The organism is Rhodococcus sp. IEGM 1354, from assembly GCF_030056855.1.
In the GTDB taxonomy this organism is placed as follows: Bacteria; Actinomycetota; Actinomycetes; order Mycobacteriales; family Mycobacteriaceae; genus Rhodococcoides.
In genome coordinates, this window is record NZ_JASHKT010000012.1 from 61,551 (window position 1) to 79,544 (window position 17,994).

A 17,994-nucleotide genomic window follows, 5' to 3' on the forward strand; every position below is an offset into this window, starting at 1 on the left:
ATGTCAGTCCTCGTGTCCACCCCTGATCGCTCCATCGAAGACGGCTCCGGGAACGACGACTGGTCGCCCGAGGACGACGAGTTGCAGCACCACGTTCCGCTACCCGTCGAGCTGCCGCTGACCGAGAACATCGCCGACGCGGCCCTCGATCTCAAGACGCAGGTAGTGCGGTTTCTGGCGACGGGTGTGTTGTCGGCGATCGTCGATCAGGGCGTCAATCTGATCCTGCATTTCGTGTTCGGCGTCGGGGTGACCCTGGCCAAGGCGATCGGGTTCGTGCTCGGCACCACCACGGCGTACCTGATCAATCGTCGGTGGACGTTCAATGCGGCACCGTCGCGGGCTCGGTTCTTCGCTGTCGTCGCGCTGTACGGAGTCACCTTTGCCGTCCAGGTCGGGATCTACACCTGGCTCTACCAGGTTCTGCCCGACGGCTTCTGGTACGCCAACGTGGCGTTCGTCGTCGCGCAGGGAACGGCGACGGTCATCAACTTCCTCGTTCAGCGGTTCGTGATCTTCAAAATTCGGTAACAGCCGTCGTGCGCGTTTTGCGTACCTCCAGGGGCGCAAAACGCGCACGAGGGGGTGGCCGGTTCGGTCAGTTCCGCAAACGCGAGCGCGTTTGCCACACGCTCGCGGATTGGTCAGCGATTCCACGCGCGCTTGACGAATGCGCTCGCGTTTGCGCCGGATGCCCAGTCATCCAGCTGACCCACGGACGAAGGATCACACCTCGAATGTGGGCAGGGTCCCTGTTTCGAGGGCTTCGGTGAGGGTGGGGGCGGCTTTGTCTTTGGCGGAGAGCTCGTAGGTCAGGGGCGATCCGTCGCGGCCGGTGGTGGGCCAGTCGATGCCCAGCGCGGGGTCGAGGGGGTTGATGTCGCGGTCCAGGGCCGGGGTGTACTCCAACGAACACAGGTACATGACGGTGGAGCCATCTTCGAGCGAGAGGATGGCGTGGCCGAGTCCTTCGGAGAGGAACACTGCTTTGCGGTCGACGTCGTCGATCAGCACGCTGTCCCATTGCCCGAACGTCGGGGAGCCGACACGCAGGTCGACGATGACGTCGAGGAACGCCCCGCGGGCACAGGTGACGTATTTCGCTTGCCCGGGTGGGTTGGTGGTGAAGTGGATCCCGCGCAGCACTCCGGCGGCGGAGACCGAGCAGTTCGCCTGCTTCAGATCCAACGCTCGCCCGGTGGTCTCCTCGAACGCGGACGCTTTGAACCATTCGAAGAACACGCCGCGGTCGTCGCCGAACTGGCGTGGGGTGTATTCGTAGGCACCGGATATTTTCAGTTCACGAAAGGTCATCGGTTTCCTCGGTCGATCAGATCGAGCAGGTAGCGGCCGTACCCAGATTTGACGAGTGTCTCGGCGCGGGCGCGTAGTTCGTCGTCGGTGATGAATCCTCGTCGCCAGGCGACTTCTTCGGGGGATCCGATCTTGAGTCCTTGGCGTTGTTCGATGGTGCGCACGTAGTTGGAGGCGTCGAGGAGGGAGTCGAAGGTGCCGGTGTCGAGCCAGGCGGTGCCGCGGGGCAGGACCTCGACCTGGAGGCGGCCGGCGTCGAGGTAGTGGCGGTTGACGTCGGTGATCTCGTACTCCCCACGGGCGGAGGGGGCGAGGTCGCGGGCGATGGCGATGACGTCGTTGTCGTAGAAGTACAGGCCCGGGACGGCGTAGTTCGATTTCGGGGCGGCGGGCTTTTCTTCCAACGACACAGCTTTTCGGTTCGCATCGAATTCGATGACGCCGTAGGCGGTGGGGTCGGAGACCTCGTAGGCGAAGACGGCTCCGCCGTCGATGGTGTCGAAGCGCGAGAGTTGGGTGCCCAGGCCGGGGCCGTAGAAGATGTTGTCGCCGAGCACCAGTGCTGCGGAGTCGGTGCCGATGTGCTCGGCTCCCAGGACGAAGGCTTGGGCGAGGCCGTTGGGCTCGTGTTGGACCTTGTAGGTCAAGGAGATGCCGAATTGGGAGCCATCGCCGAGCAGGCGCGTGAATTGGTCGGCGTCCTGGGGTGTGGTGATGATGAGGATCTCGCGGATGCCGGCGAGCATGAGGGTCGAGAGGGGGTAGTAGATCATCGGTTTGTCGTAGACCGGGACCAGCTGTTTGCTCACTCCCATCGTGATCGGATGAAGCCGTGAGCCCGTGCCGCCCGCCAGAATGATTCCCCGCATGAGCCCGAAGTCTTCCAGACCCTCCGATCACCCGCTCGGTTGTGTGGCCTCACTGCCACGGGATTCGATAGGGCTGAGACAGGGCTTCGGTCGTCGATGTCGGCCATTCCGACGGCCACACGATCAGCGGATCGGCTGTGAGCTCGTCCACCTCCGGAGGCAGCGGATTCGCGTCCACCTGGATTCGTTCCCAACAGCATTCACCCGACGCGACGCGGCGTGCGTATTGGATCAGGTCGGCCGACGCTCGCGGTGAGGACGCCACGCGGGCCAGTAGTTCCGTTGTGACGGTCCGGGTTTTCAGGTCTGCGTTCGAAGCGCGTGTACGCGTGGCTTCGAGCTCTCCGCAGGATGCCATCAGTCGGTCGTAGGCAGCGCGGGCGTGCGGAGGCAGGGACTCGATCATGCGTCTTGCCATGGTTCGTCGCCGGTGCCGACGGAGAAGTCCTCGTCCGGTGTGTCGAGTACCGGTCGGATATCCGCGGTCTTGCCCGCTTCGACGGCTTGCTTGCCGTAGTCGAGGAGGTCGTTCAGCGGTCGCAGTCTGTCGTCGATCTTCTGGCCCACCTGGCCTTCGGGGTCGCCGAGCGCATCGAGGAACCCGCCGAAGTCGTCGACCACCTGCTCGATCTTCACAATGAGATCCTTGGTCAGATCCATTGCCGTCAAGCATATTTCGACGATGCTCTCCACCTGCCATGCAGTGCCGACCACCGGCACTTTCTTGAGCACGACCTTCAGCGCACCGCGGGCGTTGTCGACGGCCACTTCGGACTCGAGCAATTCGACGATCTTGCGGACCACTGCCAGCGCTGCGCCACGAAGTTGCTCGGCAATGGCTGTACAGATTGCGGCGATCGTTCGGCCGGCCTGCCCTTCCCATCGCATTGCGGCGAGTTGTCGGTCGGCATAGTCGGTGAATGCCTGTGCGGCTGCACCGTTCCAGTGACCGTCGACGCGGCGTACTCCTGCAGCCAACGACTCTGCTGCGGCTTCCATGGCGTCGCCCGCAATCTGGTACGCCTGACCGATTCGACGGATTTCGTTCCAGTTGCCGGTGACAGGAATGGTCGCTTCGCGTAGCGGACTCCACCCGGAGAGTTCGAAGATCGTTCGGTCGATCTCGCCGAGCCACTCGGAGGCATCGGCGAGCACGTCGCGGATGTCGTCGGGGACGGGATTGGTTGGAGGATAATCGATTCCGTGAGGCTGACCGTAGTCAGCGGCACCGTCGAATTCGTCTATATGCCCGGCCGCGGCGTGATCCGAACTCCCGAGGTCGCTGCCGGGTAGCGGTGGCACAGATGTGTGGGCGTTGAGCAGGTCGTAATTCTTTCGATCTTGATCGGCATACAACCAGGCAGCTTTGTTCAGCTCGGCCCCCATCTCGCCGCAGTTGGCCGACAGGTGAACGTGTCGGGTGCGGGTCATCTCTTGGAAGCGCGCGATATACGGACGGAGCTTCTTCAGAATTTCTCCGACCACGTTCTCGCCGAGGCCCGCATTTTCGAGCAAGTAGTGGTGACTGGCCAGGGTATCGGCACCGATGCGATCGAAAAGATTACCGAGGCCGGCGATGTTTGTTGCGTCCGCCGAAAGGAGTTCTTTGGTCATCGCGTCACACCGTCGGGATCGCTACGGCGGAGTGTGGAAATGATGTCTTCGACGACCGAATGATCCACTGCCCCGTCGACAGCGAGGTCCCGCTTCACGAAGAACACGGCGACCGTCGCCGTCGCGAACCCGGGCACGGCAACGACATCGAACGTCCCCTCCGTGGGGTCACAGTCGGTTCGCTTGTGCACGCTCGATGCCGTGACGGTGTATCGCAGCAGGCTCGCCTGCGACCTCGATGTCGCTCGGCTGCGAGTACTCGATTCGAGGCGGTGCGGCGGAGTCGTCGCCGAAGATGATCTCCGCGCCTCGTGCTGCGTCGAGCGCTGCGGTGTGCAGATCCATCCCGCGGCGTCCGGTCATGCCGGACATGGCAAGCGTCGACCCGTCGGATTCCGGGCAGTAATTGCTCCCGAAATCTCCGATCGAGCCGTAGACGACCGATCGACCGGCATTCGACCAACCCGCGATTCCGGTCGAAAAGTTTCGCCACTCTGCTGGTATTTCGTAAGTCCAGCCGAATTTGGTGGCGATGGGCTGCGGCTGCCCGTCGGGCACCTCGATTTGCGGTGGCGGGCGTTCCATCGACGGAAAACCCGGCGGCAGGGGCGGCGGCACGGTCGTCGAGCCCGTGGGTTTCGGCGACACCGGTGGCAGAGCCCGTACACCCTCGTACGGTCCCGGTACTTGCGGAGCCAGCTGCGGAATTGCCCACATGAACCCGAACAGCAGCGTTATCAGTGCCGCGAGACGGACAAGAATTTTTCCCAGACCCATTGACGTACTCCCCCCGAAGTCGAACAGAAGCTAGCACGCGCGCCCGACAAGAACGGCCCACACGAGCATCCCCCGGTAAAGTGCCTGTTCATGAGAATTCTCGTCACGGGTGGGGCCGGGTTCATCGGCGCGAACTTCGTACATCAGACCCTCGCGCAGCGCCCCGACTCGCAGGTCACCGTGCTAGACAAGCTCACCTACGCCGGCAACAAGGCCTCCCTGGACCCCGTTGCCGATCGCATCGACTTCGTACACGGCGACATCGCCGACGCCGATCTCGTCGACCGCCTCGTTCGCGAGACGGATCTCGTCGTCCACTTCGCCGCCGAATCCCACAACGACAACTCGTTGACCGACCCGTGGCCGTTCGTGCACACCAACGTCATCGGCACCACCACGTTGCTCAATGCGGTCCGCGAACACGACGTCCGCTACCACCACATCTCCACCGACGAGGTCTACGGCGACCTCGAACTCGACGATCCGGCGAGATTCACCGAATCGACCCCGTACAACCCGTCGAGCCCGTACTCCTCGACCAAGGCGTCGAGCGATCTGCTGGTGCGCGCGTGGACCCGCTCGTTCGGGGTCCGTTCCACCATCTCGAACTGCTCCAACAACTACGGCCCGTATCAGCACGTGGAGAAGTTCATCCCGCGTCAGATCACCAACATCCTCAGCGGATCACGCCCCAAGCTCTACGGTGCCGGGCAGAACGTGCGCGACTGGATCCACGTCGACGACCACAACAGCGCCGTCTGGGCCATCATCGACGGCGGCCGCATCGGCGAGACCTACCTCATCGGAGCCGACGGCGAAGCGAACAACCGCACCGTCCTCGAAGCGATCCTCGAAGAAACCGGCAACGCACCCGACGCTTTCGATTTCGTCACCGACCGCCCCGGCCACGACCTGCGCTACGCCATCGACTCCACCAAGCTCCGCACCGAATTGGGTTGGACGCCAACCTATGTCGACTTCCGCGCAGGATTGAAAGCAACCGTCGACTGGTACCGCGACAACGAGCAGTGGTGGCGACCGCAGAAGGACGCCACCGAAGCTGTCTATGCGGCGAAAGAATCAGTGATCTGAGAATCGTGCTGTCGCCGAAGGCCACCTTCAGTGTGCTGTGGTTTCACGCGGCGTGGATAGTCGTCCTCACGCTCGCGGTCGCGGTCGGGGTTGAGAGGTTCGGATTCAACCCAACCGATCAAGGATTCGTGATTGCGCAGAGTTGGCGGCTGCTTCACGGGGAATTACCACATTTGGATATCGTGTCTGCACGTCCGCTCGGATCGGCATATCTCCATATTGTCGATATCGTGCTACCCGGACCGATGTTCATTACTTCTATATTCATTGCCAGCTTTCAGGTCGTGGTATTCACAGTGCTACTCGCGTCCTGGATTACCGGAACGCGTGTCAGAGACTGGTCCATTCTCCGCTCTGCATGTGTCAGTGGTGCGGCATTGGTGAACGTACATCAGTTTCCAATGAACGCATGGCACACGATCGATGGCATCTTTCTTACTGCTTGTGGACTCTGGGCGCTCGATCGTGGCCTCGAAACAAATCGCGTGTGTCTATACCGCGCAGGATTGTTCTTGCTGGGTTTTGCGGCAATTACAAAGCAGAGCTTCGTGCCTGCTGTAGCCGTGGGGATCGTGGTTCTCTTCATGCATCCGGTAGTGCGAGGTCAAGGCGTCAGAATTGGTCGGCGATCGGTCGATTTAGGGGTCCTGGTTGGTGCGCCGTTGATATATTTGTCGGTGGTTTCCGCTGCAGGCGGATTCGGCGACATGTTCGCTCAGTTGACGGGTGGTGCCGGCGTTGTTGGTCGGCGGTTGATTTATGCCGACGCATCCGTCGGGCAACTTGCGTGCCTGGTGATATTTGGTGTTGCCGCTTTGCTCGTAGTGCTACGGACACGGGTCCGATTGTCGAGTGCCGGTGTAGTTGTCGCGTGTGCTTCCATATTGCTGGTCATCGTCGAAGGAGGCCTGGAGCGGGCGGGAACTTGGGGGATCGTCCTGCTGTGGATGCTCGCGTTGAGCATATTGATGACGGCGTCGGTTGGACGAGTGATTCCGTGGCGCTCGATAGTGATGGTGCTATTGGCGTGGATGGTCAGTCTGTCGTGGGGTTACGATTCGCCGACCCTGATCGGTGGGTCGATCGCACTTGCCGCCATCGACCTCCTCGTCTCGCTCGGACCCGCACGTCAGAAACGCAGCCAGAGAGGCGCACTGCAGGCGGCCGCGGCGGTATTGATCGTTGGGCTCGCTGCAAGCTTCCTTGTGGTGGAGCAGGCGCAAAGTCCTTACCGGGATCTTCCGAGAGCTGAGCTGACGGCTTCCCTCGGAGCCGTCGCACCAGAGTTGCGGGGGATTCGATCGAACTCCAGTATGTTGGTCGATCTCGAACAAATAAGGGACTGCGTACGAAGTCACCCCGCGGAGAAGACAGCCGTGCTTCCGGACAACCCGTACGTTTATCCAGCTCTAGGCCTCCGAAATCCCTTCCCGCTCGACTGGATGCTGCCGATGGAATTGATAGCGGACACACGACAGAGAATCATTGCTGTAGCCGACGAGCTCAAGAATCAGGGGTCGTTTCTGATTCTCTTCTCGACTGTCACGCCGGAAGATCTGGCAATCGGTGCGCCGGTGCCGAATGGTGTGGGGCAAGAAGCACCCATTGTCGACCCCACGGGGACACTTACAGAAATTCGAGGTCGAGCGGGTGGGCAGTCAATCGTCTGCGGAAGCTTTGTAGGAGTCTGGAGTCAATGACGCGTCCTGACCGTCATCGTCAGTTCGATGCGGGCTGATCGCTAGCTGCGGGGACGCGAGAGTGGCTGTGCACCAGCATGTTACGGAGCGCTCGCGAACCGGATGCAGCGGCGATCACGCCGGCCAGTACCTCGCACAGAGTGAACACGAGTCGCGAGGCCAGGGCCAATCCCAGTGCGACACCGGCGTCCATGAACGGAGACAGTGCTGCGACCACCACGGCTTCTCGGACACCGATGCCGGACGGCACCACCACGACGAGCACGCCTGCACACATTCCGAGTGCGAGTGCGCCGATGCACTCCACCAGTCCACCGATCCGGAAACCGGCGGAGCTCGAGGCGAGGATCCACAGGTGGGTGCCGTAGAGAACCCAACTTGCGGCACACCAACCAAGTGACAACGCTATTTTGCGCGTCGTCAGCGGCGACTGTAGCGGCGCGCGGCGAAGGACCTTCAGCGCCAGATTCACCAGGCGAGTCAGGATAGGTGGGTACGCGCAGGTCAGGGCGATGGGAACCAGCACGATTACCGCCACAGCAGCGATGGTGCTGACATCGAACAGTGCAGGAAGGCCAAGAAGACCGACAACCAGCGCGGAGGTCGTGCTCAGTCCTACGGTGACCAGAACCGCCACGAATCCTGCAGCTCGGGTGACACCGGCGCGTCTGACCAGCTCGGTCTGAAGAACGAATGCCCAGACGCTGCCGGGCAAGTATTTGCCCAGTTGCCCCACCAGGTAGCAGCGGGCGGCGTCGAACGCCGGGATGGGATATTCCAGTGCCCCGAGTGCGTGCTGCCAGGCCCGCACCGCTGCTCCCATGCCGAGGAACACCAGCAGCGACGACCCGAGAAGTGACCAGATTCCCAGCGACAGAATGGTGTCGCGGACCTCGGACCACTGGGATCTCACTGCCAGGACGATGGCGACGACGATCGCCACGGTGACCGCGACGCGCAGTACGGTGCCGGCAATCTTCTTTCCGCGCGAGGCCGCTACTTCCTCGGTCATCTGATCAAGGGTTTGGTGGACAGATTTCGCCACCACTCGAAGGCCGTCGCGGTTGTTTCGTTCAAAGCGGCAAGATCAGGCAGGCGGCCGTTCGAGTATGCCGAACCGACGATCTCGACATCCGACTCTGCGTACCCCTTTCGCGTCATACCGACCGAGTTGGCTCCGTGCAGAACTCCTGGGTTCCCGACGACGGTCGCGAATGGCGGGATGTCTTTGGTAGCGATACCGCCCATACCCACCATGGCGCCAGCGCCCATCACGCGGCGCTGGTGGATGGTGCTGTTCATGCCCATGTTGCATCCGGGCCCGAGAGTGACGTGACCGCCGAACGTCACGCCTGGCGCTGCGATCGTGTTGTCCCCGAGCTGTACGTCGTGTCCCACCGAGATGCGATTCATGATGAACGAGTTCGCTCCGACGATGGTGCGTCGTTCGCTTCCCTGATGGACGGCGGTGAGCTCGCGGATAACCGTGTTCTCTCCGATGTGTATTCCGCACCCGATGCTGGGTGCCACGTAGGACGAGAAATGCTCGAAACCATTGATTTCCGGGGGTGAACCGAGGACGGTCTGCGCGCCGATCCAGCAGTCGTTGCCGACCTCCAGCGGTCCGGTCAGCACTGCGAAGGGGCCGATGGTGACCCGGTCGCCGATGACCACGCCCTCGCCGATGACGGCGGTCTCGTGGATTCGACAGTCCTGGCCTATGTCGATCGGCACCTGAAATCGGCCTCCCACGTCTCTGTTGGATTTGCTGCGCTGTTGTAGAAAATAACGTTACGCGCGGCAAGGCTTGTGACCGGGACCTCGTGGCAGGCGATAGTGTCGACGGGTAAAGATGCGAATCGGTACGGTTTTCCGTCGCACCCAGATCGGTCCGAGGGGTATGTCAGTGATTGCAATTTCCAGTGTCGTTTTCGGCGAGGATGTCGAGCGTGAAGTGCTCGATACCCTTCGTTCGGGCATTGTCGCGCAGGGTCCCAAGGTCAAGCGCTTCGAGGAGCAGTTCGCTGAGCTCGTCGGTGCCGGCCACGCAGTGGCAGTGAACAACGGCACGACCGCCCTCGGTGCGGCGTTGGAAATTCAGGATCTGCAGCCCGGTGACGAGGTCTTGACCAGTCCGTTCACATTCGTCGCGACGTTGAACGCAATTTTGGACGCGGGTGCCATTGTCCGATTTGCCGACATTTCTGCGGATGATTTCAACATCGACCCGGTCGACGCGGCCACGCGAATTACCGATCGCACTGCCGTACTGATGCCGGTTCATCTGTACGGCCAGTCTGCGGACATGGCCGCGATAGGCGAACTTGCGCAGCAGCACGGCCTTGCCATCGTGGAGGATGCGGCGCAGGCGCACGGTGCGACGTTCGACGGCCGCGGAGTCGGCACGTTCGGGCTCGGCTGTTTCTCCTTCTATGCCACGAAGAATTTGACCACCGCCGAGGGCGGCATGATCACCACCGACGACGAGGCCGTCGCCGACCGCTTGCGAGTCCTGCGCAACCAGGGGATGCGCGCCCGATACCAGTACGAGGTCGTCGGTCACAACTACCGGATGACCGACTTGCAGGCCAGCCTCGGTCTACCCCAGCTGGCCGGCTATCGGACGCAGGTCGAGCAGCGTCGGCGCAACGCGGACATGCTCACCACCGGGTTGAAGGACGTTGCCGGACTGACTTTGCCCGCAGAACTCGAACGCAGAGGGCACGTCTGGCATCAGTACACCGTGCTGGTCGATGAGGACGCCTCGATCGACCGCGACGAGCTGAGCTCGCGACTCGCCGATGCGGGTGTGGGGAGCGGAATCTACTACCCGAAGACTGCGTACGACTACGACTGCTACCGCGAACACCCGAACGTGGTCATCGAGGACACGCCGGTCGCCACGTCGGTCTCCCAGCGGTGCTTGAGTATTCCGGTACATGCGAACTTGACCGTCGATGACATCGACACCGTCGTGTCGGCTGTTCGTTCGGCGATGGGACAGTGATGAATCCTCGGGTTGCACTGGTCGGATCGGGTCGCATGGGGTCTCTGCACGCCAGGGTCATTGCCCAGTCGGATCGCTGCGATCTGGCTGTGCTGGTCGAACCACGGGAGAGTCAAGGTCGTGCTGTCGCCGAGCGCTTCGGCTGTGACTGGGCTGCGGAATTCGACGACCTCGCCGGTATCGATGCGGTGGTCATCGCTGCGGCGACCCCTGCTCATTACGACATCGCGTCGAGAATTCTCGAACTGGGTAAGCCGGTGTTGGTCGAGAAGCCCTTGGCTGCCACGTACGAGCAGAGTGCTGAGCTCGTGGGCAAGGCTGCGGCCGGAGACATCCCGTTGATGTGCGGGTTGCTCGAGCGGTTCAACCCCGCGGTGCGTACAGCGCGTGAGTTCGCGGGTGACGTGTGGCAGGTCAACGGCATTCGACATTCTCCGTTCGTATCGCGAATCTCGACCGGTGTGGCGACCGATCTCCTCATTCACGACGTCGATCTCGCCATTTCTTTCGTCGGTTCCGAACCGAAATCGGTTGCCGGGGAGTTCGGCTACTTCCATCCGGCATCGAAGGAAAACCATGCCGAGGACTGCGCCGATGCAATCCTTCGCTTCGAATCAGGCGCTGTGGCAACGATTTCTGCGAGTCGCATCAGTCAGCGCAAGATCCGGCAGCTGTCGCTGCTCGAATCCGACCGGCTGATCGAGATCGACCTTCTCCGCCGCGACATCACCGTCTATCGGCACATCGACGACGACATGCCGTCCGATCGAGACGGATACCAGCAGCAGACGATCATCGAGATCCCCACCATCAGGTACAGCGAAGAGCCGCTCTCGGCTCAGCTGAATCACTTCCTGGACCTCGTCGCTGGATCAGGAGATGTTGCAGCAGAACGTGACTCGATCCTTCCGGCGCACCGTGCGGTGGACCAGGCGACGAGGTCGGCGGCTCACTGAACCGGCTGGTGTCCGGCAAACTTCCGTCGGAAAACGGTGCTGGCCACGCCCACGCCGAGAGCCACCACGAACGCCACCGCGAAAACCGCAGCGGACAACCGCTGCAGAGGAGGCCGAAACTCGATTGCGAGTTCGTGTTGTCCTGGCGGCACGGAGACCTGGAGCAGTCCGTGCCAGCCGGCGCCCGCGGGAGTTTCCACTCCGTCGATCGAAGCGCTGTAGCCCGGCCACGCCAAGCGTGCGAAGGAGACCTGGCCGCCGCTTCCGGAGACTTGAACTGTTTCCGTCTGCGCGTTTGAGTCTCCCGCGGACACGGTTACGCCTGACCCCGCATAGGAAACCGTTCCCGGCAACGGGCTCGACTCTTTCCGCACCATCACGGTACGGATGTCATCGCGGCTCTTCACCTCCCATCCCGGTGGTGCCGGGGTCACAGAGGCTTTCGGCACAAGCGCGTTTTGAATGACGAGCGTGTCCACGCGCAGGTAATCGATCAACGGAATCGGAACGTCCTTGTTGACCGGACTCCACAAGGCTGGGTAGAACTCTCGACAGATGCTGCCTCGGTAGTCCATGCACAACGCATCCTGGAACACCGTGAAACCGATTCCGGTGTACGAGTTGATGCTCGAATCTACGGTCGACGCAAGTATCTCGTTGCCGAACAGAAGTCTGCCGTTGGTGATGTCCGCAGGCTCGGTGTCTTCGCGGTCTGCAATCTGCAAGACGGTACCCACATAGTCGTCAGCTCGTTTCGACAGCTGAGTGGTGCTCGATGGATCTGGACGTGAACTTTCGTCGACGTCGCGTCCGAGGAAGATGACCTGTAGCGCCATCATCGCGATCGAGCCGAGCGTCAGCGTTGCGATGAGGCCCGCCGTGTTCCACCGGTGCCAGGACAGGAACGCCAAGGCACCCAATGCGAGGACAAGGACGGCAGCGAGGGCGTGCCGCCCGGTCAGCGCAGGGGATGACGAGAACGCAACATAGATGCCTAGAAACACCGTTATGGACGAGAGGATCAAACGGCGGCGTATGTGATTCTTGGCCAGTCCGAGCGACATCGCCAACGACAGCGCGACTATCGCCCCCAGGTAGAAATATTCGATCAGTCTGATCGGCCATCGGAACATGCCGACGTTCGACGGACCGAATGTAAGCAGAAAGAAGACGCCGGTGATCGAGGCAAGGCTAATCAGGTGAACGCCGTGGCGTCGTCGGAATGTGCTGGAGCTCAAAAAACGCCGTATTTTTCCCCATCGCAGAAAAGGAAGAAGCGGCAGTACGAACCACGCCAGGTAAAAGGATGGAAGGACCTCGATCGGTCCTCCGAATGTCGTGATGACTGGGAGATAGGTCGGGCTGCTGAGTCCAGCCAGCCCGCCCAGCTGAGGTTGAAGGAACGTGTCATTGCTGATGCCGCTGTTACCCGCGCGCGTCGTCACATCGACACTCAGAAGCAATGGCATGTAAGTGACAAGGGCGGCTGTGCCTGCGCACGCGCCCGTGAGGGCAAGAAGTATCAAGCGGCGAAATCGGCGGATCAGCAACAATTCCACACCAAGCCCCACAAGCACGATGACTGCGCCCAAGGCGGCGTACGGGTTCCCCATGCTTATCGTAAGAGCACCGACAATAAATGTGATGAACGGGTTGGTGCGCGACCTGGCAAGCTTGAGCGCCGACCACCAAAACAGGGTGACCCAGGCGACGGCCATCATTCCGGACGGCCACCCGCCCGCCTCGTAGAAGAGAGTGAATCCGCTGAAGGGCAGTGTCAGTCCGGCCAGTACCGCCGGGCCGCGGTTGGCCCCGTACTCCCTGCACAGGAGGTAGGTCGCGACGGCGAACAGCGCGAGGAATTCGACCATAATTACAAACGCGGCTTCGGAGAGATTCTCGAAGTATGAGGTCAAAACGTAGTTCGCAAGGTTTATGGGGTTGTACAAGCCGTAAGCGGCTTCCCCGGCATAGTTTCCTCCAACCCACGCATCCGGGTTCATTGCCAGCCAGTGGCCCGATCGAAGTTCGGAGCCAATCCGGTGCCATGACGGCACGAAGGATTCGAGCATGTCACCCGTGTAGTAAAAGCGGTTGTCTATCAGTCGAGGGACGCACGCGATCAAGATGACCGTCACAGCCAGAACTGACGAAACGCACCACTCGGGTAGCGGGCGCGTCCGTAGGTTTTGCCGGGCGGGTGCCATGATGGGTCTGGCCATTGAGTCAGAGCCTACGAGACGGCGGTTACGCGTCATGATGCCGGCACAACGGCTACGAAGCCCGCGGTCAGGGCGAGAACCGCGGGCGGCAGTACGCGCGCAGCCCAGGGGCGATCAGAAGTCACGAAACGCCTTCGTCGGTGATGGTCGGTGAGCATCGGACAGTCCGTTGCAGCGTAGTGTTTCGTCCGTTCGTGGTTTTCGACAGGCGCTGAAAGGGTGACTGTGTTCTCTGGTCCCGCTCCGAGTTCGCGGCCGGACGCGGTCGAATTGTCGGTGGTCATACCTGCCCACAATTCCGCCCGAGTCATCGAATCCACTGTGGGCGCTTTCGTCGAGTACCTGTCCGGACGGCCGGCAGAAATCATCGTGATCGAAAACGGTTCGACCGATTCCACCGCCGACATCTGCGCTCGCCTTGCGGCCGGTTGGGCGCACCCCACCGTCGCGCTGTCGGTGTTGACCAGTGCCAAGGGGATGGGTAATGCGCTTCGGCTCGGTGTCGAGCAGTCTCGCGGTGACAGCGTGCTGCTGACCGCCGACGATCTTCCATTCGGGTTCGACGATCTCAACGCGGCTGCGCAATGGACCTCCGAAACCGGGTCGACTCCATTGGTGGCCATAGGCTCGAAGGCGCATCCGGAGTCTGCTGTGCAACGTGGGGTACTTCGCGCAGTGATGACCTTCGGTTTCACGTCGCTCCGCAGAATTGTGCTGGGCACTCGAACGAAGGACCCGCAGGGAACGTTCATCGTCGATGGCACCCTTCTGCGTGCGGTGGCTCCGCAGCTGATCGAACCGGGTTTCCTGTTCACCACCGAATTGGATTACGCGGTGGAATTGGCCGGTGTCCGTCCTGTGGAGCTGCCGGTTCGTCTGTCCGAATCGCACCGGAGCGAGCCCAGCCGGGTTGCGATCGGGGATGTCGTGAAGATGGCCCGGGGCCTGCTGTCGTTGCGAGGGCGGCGTCACGAACTTCTGGCGGCCGCACGAGCCGGTCGTCAGGCTGTCGACGCCTGAAGTGATCCGCTCCGGGGCTATTGCGAGTGACCACTCTCTAAGTTATGGTTTCGTCATTCTATGACGGAGGTCACATGAGCCCGAACATTCCTTTCGATGTCGTCATCTCCGGTGGAACCGTGTTCGACGGATCCGGCGGTCCGGGAGTTCGGGCGGATGTGGGCATCGTCGACGGCGTCGTGCGGGCCGTGTCGTCCACTCCGCTCGAGGCGGGCGCGACGACCGAGGTGGTCGACGCCACCGGCAAGTGGGTCACGCCGGGGTTCGTGGACGTACACACCCATTACGACGCAGAGGTGCTGGTCGGGCCGGGCCTCGAAGAATCCGTCCGGCACGGGGTCACGACGGTTCTCCTGGGCAACTGTTCGTTGTCGACGCTCTATTCCACTCCGGTCGACATCGCGGACCTGTTCAGTCGGGTCGAGGCGCTGCCGCGCGATCATGTGCTCAAGGCCGTCGATGCGCACAAAAATTGGAACAGTCCCGAGGAGTACATCGCAGCCCTCGAGCGCCTGCCTCTCGGTCCCAATATCGCTGCATTGGTGGGTCATTCGGATCTACGGGCGCATGTCATGGGGCTCGACCGCTCGACCGACCGCAGTCAGAAGCCCACCCGCGAGGAATGGCGTGCCATGTCCGACGCGCTCGAGAAGGCGCTCGATGCCGGGCTGCTCGGAATGTCGACCATGACGAACCCATGGGACAAGTTGGACGGCGATCGATACCGGTCTCGTTCGTTACCGTCCTCGTATGCCCGGTGGAGCGAATTCCGTTCTCTGCACAAGATTCTGCGTCGACGCGGTCGGCTGTTGCAGAGCATTCCGAACCTGAACACCAAGTACGACATGTTGTTCTTCCTCGCCTCGGCCACCGGGGTCGGCCGCACTCCGCTCAAGATCTCGCTACTGGCGGCGGCCGATGCCAAGGCGTCGCCGTGGATCCATCGCGTCTTCGGCCCGCTCGCCCGGATGGTCAACGGCCCGGGCAAGGGCCAGTTCCGCTGGCAGCACCTCCCCACCACGTTCGACGTGTATTCCGACGGCATCGATCTCGTGGTGTTCGAGGAGTTCGGCTCCGGCCGCGCCGCACTGCATCTGCGAGAAGAGTTGGGCCGCAACGAGTTGCTGTCCGACGAGGCCTACCGCCGCTGGTTCCGTGCCGACTTCGAGAAGAAGTTCAGCTCGCGCGTCTGGCATCGCGACTTCGCCGACGCCGAGATCACCGAATGCCCCGACGCCTCGGTCGTCGGAAAGAACATCGCGGAGGTCGCGGCCGAGCGCGGTGTGCACGTGGTGGACGCATTCCTCGATCTGGTGGTCGAGCACGGCCGAAAGTTGCGCTGGCACACGACGGTTGCCAATCATCGCAAGCGGCAGATGGACAAGCTGATCAATCAGCCCGGGGTGACCGTTGGTTTCTCCGATGCCGGCGCTCATCTGCGCAACATGGCGTTCTACAACTTCGGCATTCGGTTGCTGCACCGTGTGCACGACGCGCGAAACGATCGCCGGCCGTTCATGACCGTGGAGAAGGCAGTGCACAAGCTCAGCGGCGAACTGGCCGACTTCTACGGTGTCGACGCCGGTCACCTGCGGGTGGGGGACCGTGCCGATATCGTCGTGATCGACCCGGAGGGCCTGAACGAGGATGTCCTGGCCTATCGCGAGGAGACCATGCCGGAATTCGGTGGCCTGAGTCGCATGGTCAATCGCAACGACCGAGCAGTCACCGCCACTCTGGTCGCGGGCCGAGTGGTGTTCTCCGGCGGCACCTTTGCGCCCTGGTTCGGTGTGTCGGAGCGGGCCGGTAGCTTCCTGCGGGCAGGCACTCCCACGGCCCCGCGACGCCGGGAGCGTGTGTGAGTGGCGAGTCAACAACAGCGCCGAACCGAGACCATCGGAAAACTGCTCGACGCGACTATCGCATCGTTGTGCGAGAAGGGTTACGCCGCAACCAGTGTCAATGAAATCGTCAGCCGGGCCGGGGTGTCGTCCGGTGCCATGTTTCGGCATTTCGACACCAGGCTCGACCTGATCGTCGCCGCAGCCGACGAGGTTCGTCGTCGTCAGTTCGAGGAGTTTCGCCGCGGCCTGTCCGGTTTCGGTAGCGCGTCCATCGAGCACTGTCTCGAACTGCTCAGAGCTGCGTGCCGCGCCCCGATCAACGGGGCCTGGTACGAGCTGTTGACCGCCGCCCGCAGCGACGACGAGCTGCGAGAGAGACTGCAGCCGTTCACCGTTCGATATCACGAGCAGATCGCCGAACTTGCTCGTGCGCTTCCCGTTGCCGGCGTGATCGATCCGCAGCATCTGGAAACGGTGGTCTTCAGCGTCGTCCACCTGCTCGACGGCGAGGCATTGGCGGCCGTGGTCCATCCGCAGCCCGAGCAGGAAGCCATGCGGCTGAAGATGATTGCCCACCTGCTGCGCGGTGGCGCACTGCATGCCCTGACCGACGCGGGATGACCCACTGGACGGTACGCATCGCCGGTGCCGAGCTTCCCGTCTTCGAATACGGGGACCCGGCGGCTGAGTCCACAGTGCTGCTGGTGCACGGCTATCCCGACAACCATCACGTGTTCGATCCGCTGATCACCGCGCTGGGTGACGCGGTCCGGGTGATCGCCTACGACACACGAGGCAGCGGAGCGTCCGTGCTGGAGCCCGCGGCAGACGTCGCCATCGAGCAGCTGGCGCGGGACGCCTTCGCGGTGGTCGAGTCGATTCCGGGCCTCACCGGCAAGGTGCACGTCTTCGCCCACGACTGGGGGTCGGTCCAGATGTGGGAGGCGATGGCCTCGCCTCGGGCGAGCACCGCATTCGCGTCGTACACGTCGGTGTCCGGGCCGAGTCTGGATCATCTGCGGCAGGTGGCACGGGCGCGGTCGGTCCGGCCGCATCGATGGCCGTCACTGGTGGGGCAGTTGGCCAGGTCCTGGTACGTCTTCGGGTTTCACGTGCCCGTCCTGCGATCGCGAATACCGGCTCTGCTGGCCCGACTGCAGGCCGAGGGCGAGCCGACCCCGACGGCGGCCGACCAGCAGCGCGGCATCGCGCTGTACCGGGCCAACGTGCTGCGGCGGGTGTTCCGTGGACCCGATCCGCGGTGCTTCGTCCCGACCACCGTGGTGGTCCCGACACACGACCCGATGCTGTCGACGAACCTCACCGAGGGTCTCGATCGGTGGATCCCCGACCTGCGCGTCGTTCACGTCGAGGCGGGCCACTGGTGGCCGTACACGCACCCGGCCGATGCCGCTCGTGTGCTGCTGGAGAGGGTGCGGGAAGGGGAGTAGGTGGCGGGCAGTGCGGCGAGCGTCGGACGGATCGGCCGTGGGCTGTGCAACCATGGTCAGTGGTCTTCTTCTCGGTACGGCCACACCTGTGATCGCTCGAACTGTCACTACTCGAACTGGATGGGGTA

Annotated in this window: 18 protein-coding genes; 9 read left to right on the top strand and 9 right to left on the bottom strand. The window is 62.4% G+C overall.

Features of this window, described 5'->3' with window-relative positions:
• Positions 1–12 precede the first annotated feature (12 nt).
• Positions 13–531: a GtrA family protein gene (locus tag QM588_RS21745; protein WP_080733317.1), complete on the top strand. Its 519-nt coding sequence runs from the start codon at positions 13–15 to the stop codon at positions 529–531.
• 195 nt (positions 532–726) lie between these two features.
• Here QM588_RS21745 and QM588_RS21750 read toward each other — a convergent pair whose 3' ends face one another.
• Genes QM588_RS21750 through QM588_RS21775 form a run of 6 tightly spaced genes read right to left on the bottom strand, consistent with a single transcriptional unit; the run spans position 727 to position 4,574 of the window.
• The gene (locus QM588_RS21750) at positions 727–1,314 is read right to left on the bottom strand and encodes a dTDP-4-dehydrorhamnose 3,5-epimerase family protein (RefSeq protein ID WP_283316475.1); all 588 of its coding nucleotides are present in this window, start codon (positions 1,312–1,314) and stop codon (positions 727–729) included.
• Complete coding sequence (gene rfbA / locus QM588_RS21755; protein WP_283316476.1) at positions 1,311–2,183, bottom strand: glucose-1-phosphate thymidylyltransferase RfbA; 873 nt, start codon at positions 2,181–2,183, stop codon at positions 1,311–1,313. Before rfbA ends, QM588_RS21750 begins: the two co-directional genes overlap by 4 nt.
• Before the next feature lie 49 nt (positions 2,184–2,232).
• A complete protein-coding gene (locus tag QM588_RS21760) occupies positions 2,233–2,589 on the bottom strand; it encodes a hypothetical protein (RefSeq protein ID WP_283316477.1) in 357 nt (118 codons plus the stop codon).
• Entirely contained in the window at positions 2,586–3,797 is a 1,212-nt protein-coding gene (locus tag QM588_RS21765) for a WXG100 family type VII secretion target (protein ID WP_283316478.1), read from the bottom strand. Before QM588_RS21765 ends, QM588_RS21760 begins: the two co-directional genes overlap by 4 nt.
• Positions 3,794–3,988, bottom strand: a complete 195-nt coding sequence (locus QM588_RS21770; protein ID WP_283316480.1) for a hypothetical protein — start codon at positions 3,986–3,988, stop codon at positions 3,794–3,796. The genes QM588_RS21765 and QM588_RS21770 overlap by 4 nt, the downstream gene beginning before the upstream one ends.
• Positions 3,966–4,574, bottom strand: coding sequence for a hypothetical protein (locus QM588_RS21775; RefSeq protein ID WP_283316482.1), 609 nt, complete (start codon positions 4,572–4,574; stop codon positions 3,966–3,968). The genes QM588_RS21770 and QM588_RS21775 overlap by 23 nt, the downstream gene beginning before the upstream one ends.
• Before the next feature lie 90 nt (positions 4,575–4,664).
• Between QM588_RS21775 and rfbB the strand changes: the two genes are divergently transcribed.
• Complete coding sequence (gene rfbB / locus QM588_RS21780) at positions 4,665–5,666, top strand: dTDP-glucose 4,6-dehydratase (RefSeq protein ID WP_032382987.1); 1,002 nt, start codon at positions 4,665–4,667, stop codon at positions 5,664–5,666.
• Positions 5,606–7,366, top strand: coding sequence for a hypothetical protein (locus tag QM588_RS21785; RefSeq protein ID WP_141214557.1), 1,761 nt, complete (start codon positions 5,606–5,608; stop codon positions 7,364–7,366). The genes rfbB and QM588_RS21785 overlap by 61 nt, the downstream gene beginning before the upstream one ends.
• A 19-nt stretch (positions 7,367–7,385) precedes the next feature.
• Here QM588_RS21785 and QM588_RS21790 read toward each other — a convergent pair whose 3' ends face one another.
• Positions 7,386–8,378: a lysylphosphatidylglycerol synthase transmembrane domain-containing protein gene (locus QM588_RS21790; RefSeq protein WP_283316486.1), complete on the bottom strand. Its 993-nt coding sequence runs from the start codon at positions 8,376–8,378 to the stop codon at positions 7,386–7,388.
• Positions 8,375–9,100: an acyl-ACP--UDP-N- acetylglucosamine O-acyltransferase gene (locus QM588_RS21795; RefSeq protein ID WP_230593061.1), complete on the bottom strand. Its 726-nt coding sequence runs from the start codon at positions 9,098–9,100 to the stop codon at positions 8,375–8,377. The genes QM588_RS21790 and QM588_RS21795 overlap by 4 nt, the downstream gene beginning before the upstream one ends.
• 166 nt (positions 9,101–9,266) lie before the next feature.
• On the opposite strand from QM588_RS21795, the gene QM588_RS21800 reads away from it, so the two are divergent.
• Positions 9,267–10,373 (top strand): DegT/DnrJ/EryC1/StrS family aminotransferase, encoded by a 1,107-nt coding sequence (locus QM588_RS21800; RefSeq protein WP_283316488.1) that lies wholly within the window; start codon positions 9,267–9,269, stop codon positions 10,371–10,373.
• Positions 10,373–11,329: a Gfo/Idh/MocA family oxidoreductase gene (locus tag QM588_RS21805; protein ID WP_032382986.1), complete on the top strand. Its 957-nt coding sequence runs from the start codon at positions 10,373–10,375 to the stop codon at positions 11,327–11,329. The genes QM588_RS21800 and QM588_RS21805 overlap by 1 nt, the downstream gene beginning before the upstream one ends.
• Here QM588_RS21805 and QM588_RS21810 read toward each other — a convergent pair.
• On the bottom strand, positions 11,323–13,467 hold the full coding sequence (locus QM588_RS21810; RefSeq protein WP_283316489.1) for a hypothetical protein: 2,145 nt from the start codon (positions 13,465–13,467) through the stop codon (positions 11,323–11,325). The two genes, QM588_RS21805 and QM588_RS21810, sit on opposite strands and share 7 nt — an antisense overlap.
• A gap of 303 nt (positions 13,468–13,770) precedes the next feature.
• Between QM588_RS21810 and QM588_RS21815 the strand changes: the two genes are divergently transcribed.
• The 4 genes from QM588_RS21815 to QM588_RS21830 all read left to right on the top strand — a co-directional run bounded on the left by QM588_RS21815 (position 13,771) and on the right by QM588_RS21830 (position 17,866).
• Positions 13,771–14,571, top strand: a complete 801-nt coding sequence (locus tag QM588_RS21815; protein ID WP_283316490.1) for a glycosyltransferase — start codon at positions 13,771–13,773, stop codon at positions 14,569–14,571.
• Positions 14,572–14,645: 74 nt separating this feature from the next.
• The gene (locus QM588_RS21820) at positions 14,646–16,433 is read left to right on the top strand and encodes an N-acyl-D-amino-acid deacylase family protein (RefSeq protein WP_283316491.1); all 1,788 of its coding nucleotides are present in this window, start codon (positions 14,646–14,648) and stop codon (positions 16,431–16,433) included.
• Complete coding sequence (locus tag QM588_RS21825; protein WP_283316492.1) at positions 16,434–17,036, top strand: TetR/AcrR family transcriptional regulator; 603 nt, start codon at positions 16,434–16,436, stop codon at positions 17,034–17,036. It begins immediately after the preceding gene.
• The gene (locus QM588_RS21830; RefSeq protein ID WP_283316493.1) at positions 17,033–17,866 is read left to right on the top strand and encodes an alpha/beta fold hydrolase; all 834 of its coding nucleotides are present in this window, start codon (positions 17,033–17,035) and stop codon (positions 17,864–17,866) included. Before QM588_RS21825 ends, QM588_RS21830 begins: the two co-directional genes overlap by 4 nt.
• The last annotated feature ends 128 nt before the right edge of the window (positions 17,867–17,994 follow it).

Coding starts and splice junctions, on each gene's coding strand:
- QM588_RS21750 (WP_283316475.1), bottom strand. CDS start 1,314: ATGACCTTTCGTGAACTGAAAATATCCGGTGCCTACGAATACACCCCA.
- rfbA (WP_283316476.1), bottom strand. CDS start 2,183: ATGCGGGGAATCATTCTGGCGGGCGGCACGGGCTCACGGCTTCATCCG.
- QM588_RS21760 (WP_283316477.1), bottom strand. CDS start 2,589: ATGATCGAGTCCCTGCCTCCGCACGCCCGCGCTGCCTACGACCGACTG.
- QM588_RS21765 (WP_283316478.1), bottom strand. CDS start 3,797: ATGACCAAAGAACTCCTTTCGGCGGACGCAACAAACATCGCCGGCCTC.
- QM588_RS21775 (WP_283316482.1), bottom strand. CDS start 4,574: ATGGGTCTGGGAAAAATTCTTGTCCGTCTCGCGGCACTGATAACGCTG.
- rfbB (WP_032382987.1), top strand. CDS start 4,665: ATGAGAATTCTCGTCACGGGTGGGGCCGGGTTCATCGGCGCGAACTTC.
- QM588_RS21790 (WP_283316486.1), bottom strand. CDS start 8,378: ATGACCGAGGAAGTAGCGGCCTCGCGCGGAAAGAAGATTGCCGGCACC.
- QM588_RS21800 (WP_283316488.1), top strand. CDS start 9,267: ATGTCAGTGATTGCAATTTCCAGTGTCGTTTTCGGCGAGGATGTCGAG.
- QM588_RS21805 (WP_032382986.1), top strand. CDS start 10,373: ATGAATCCTCGGGTTGCACTGGTCGGATCGGGTCGCATGGGGTCTCTG.
- QM588_RS21820 (WP_283316491.1), top strand. CDS start 14,646: ATGAGCCCGAACATTCCTTTCGATGTCGTCATCTCCGGTGGAACCGTG.
- QM588_RS21830 (WP_283316493.1), top strand. CDS start 17,033: ATGACCCACTGGACGGTACGCATCGCCGGTGCCGAGCTTCCCGTCTTC.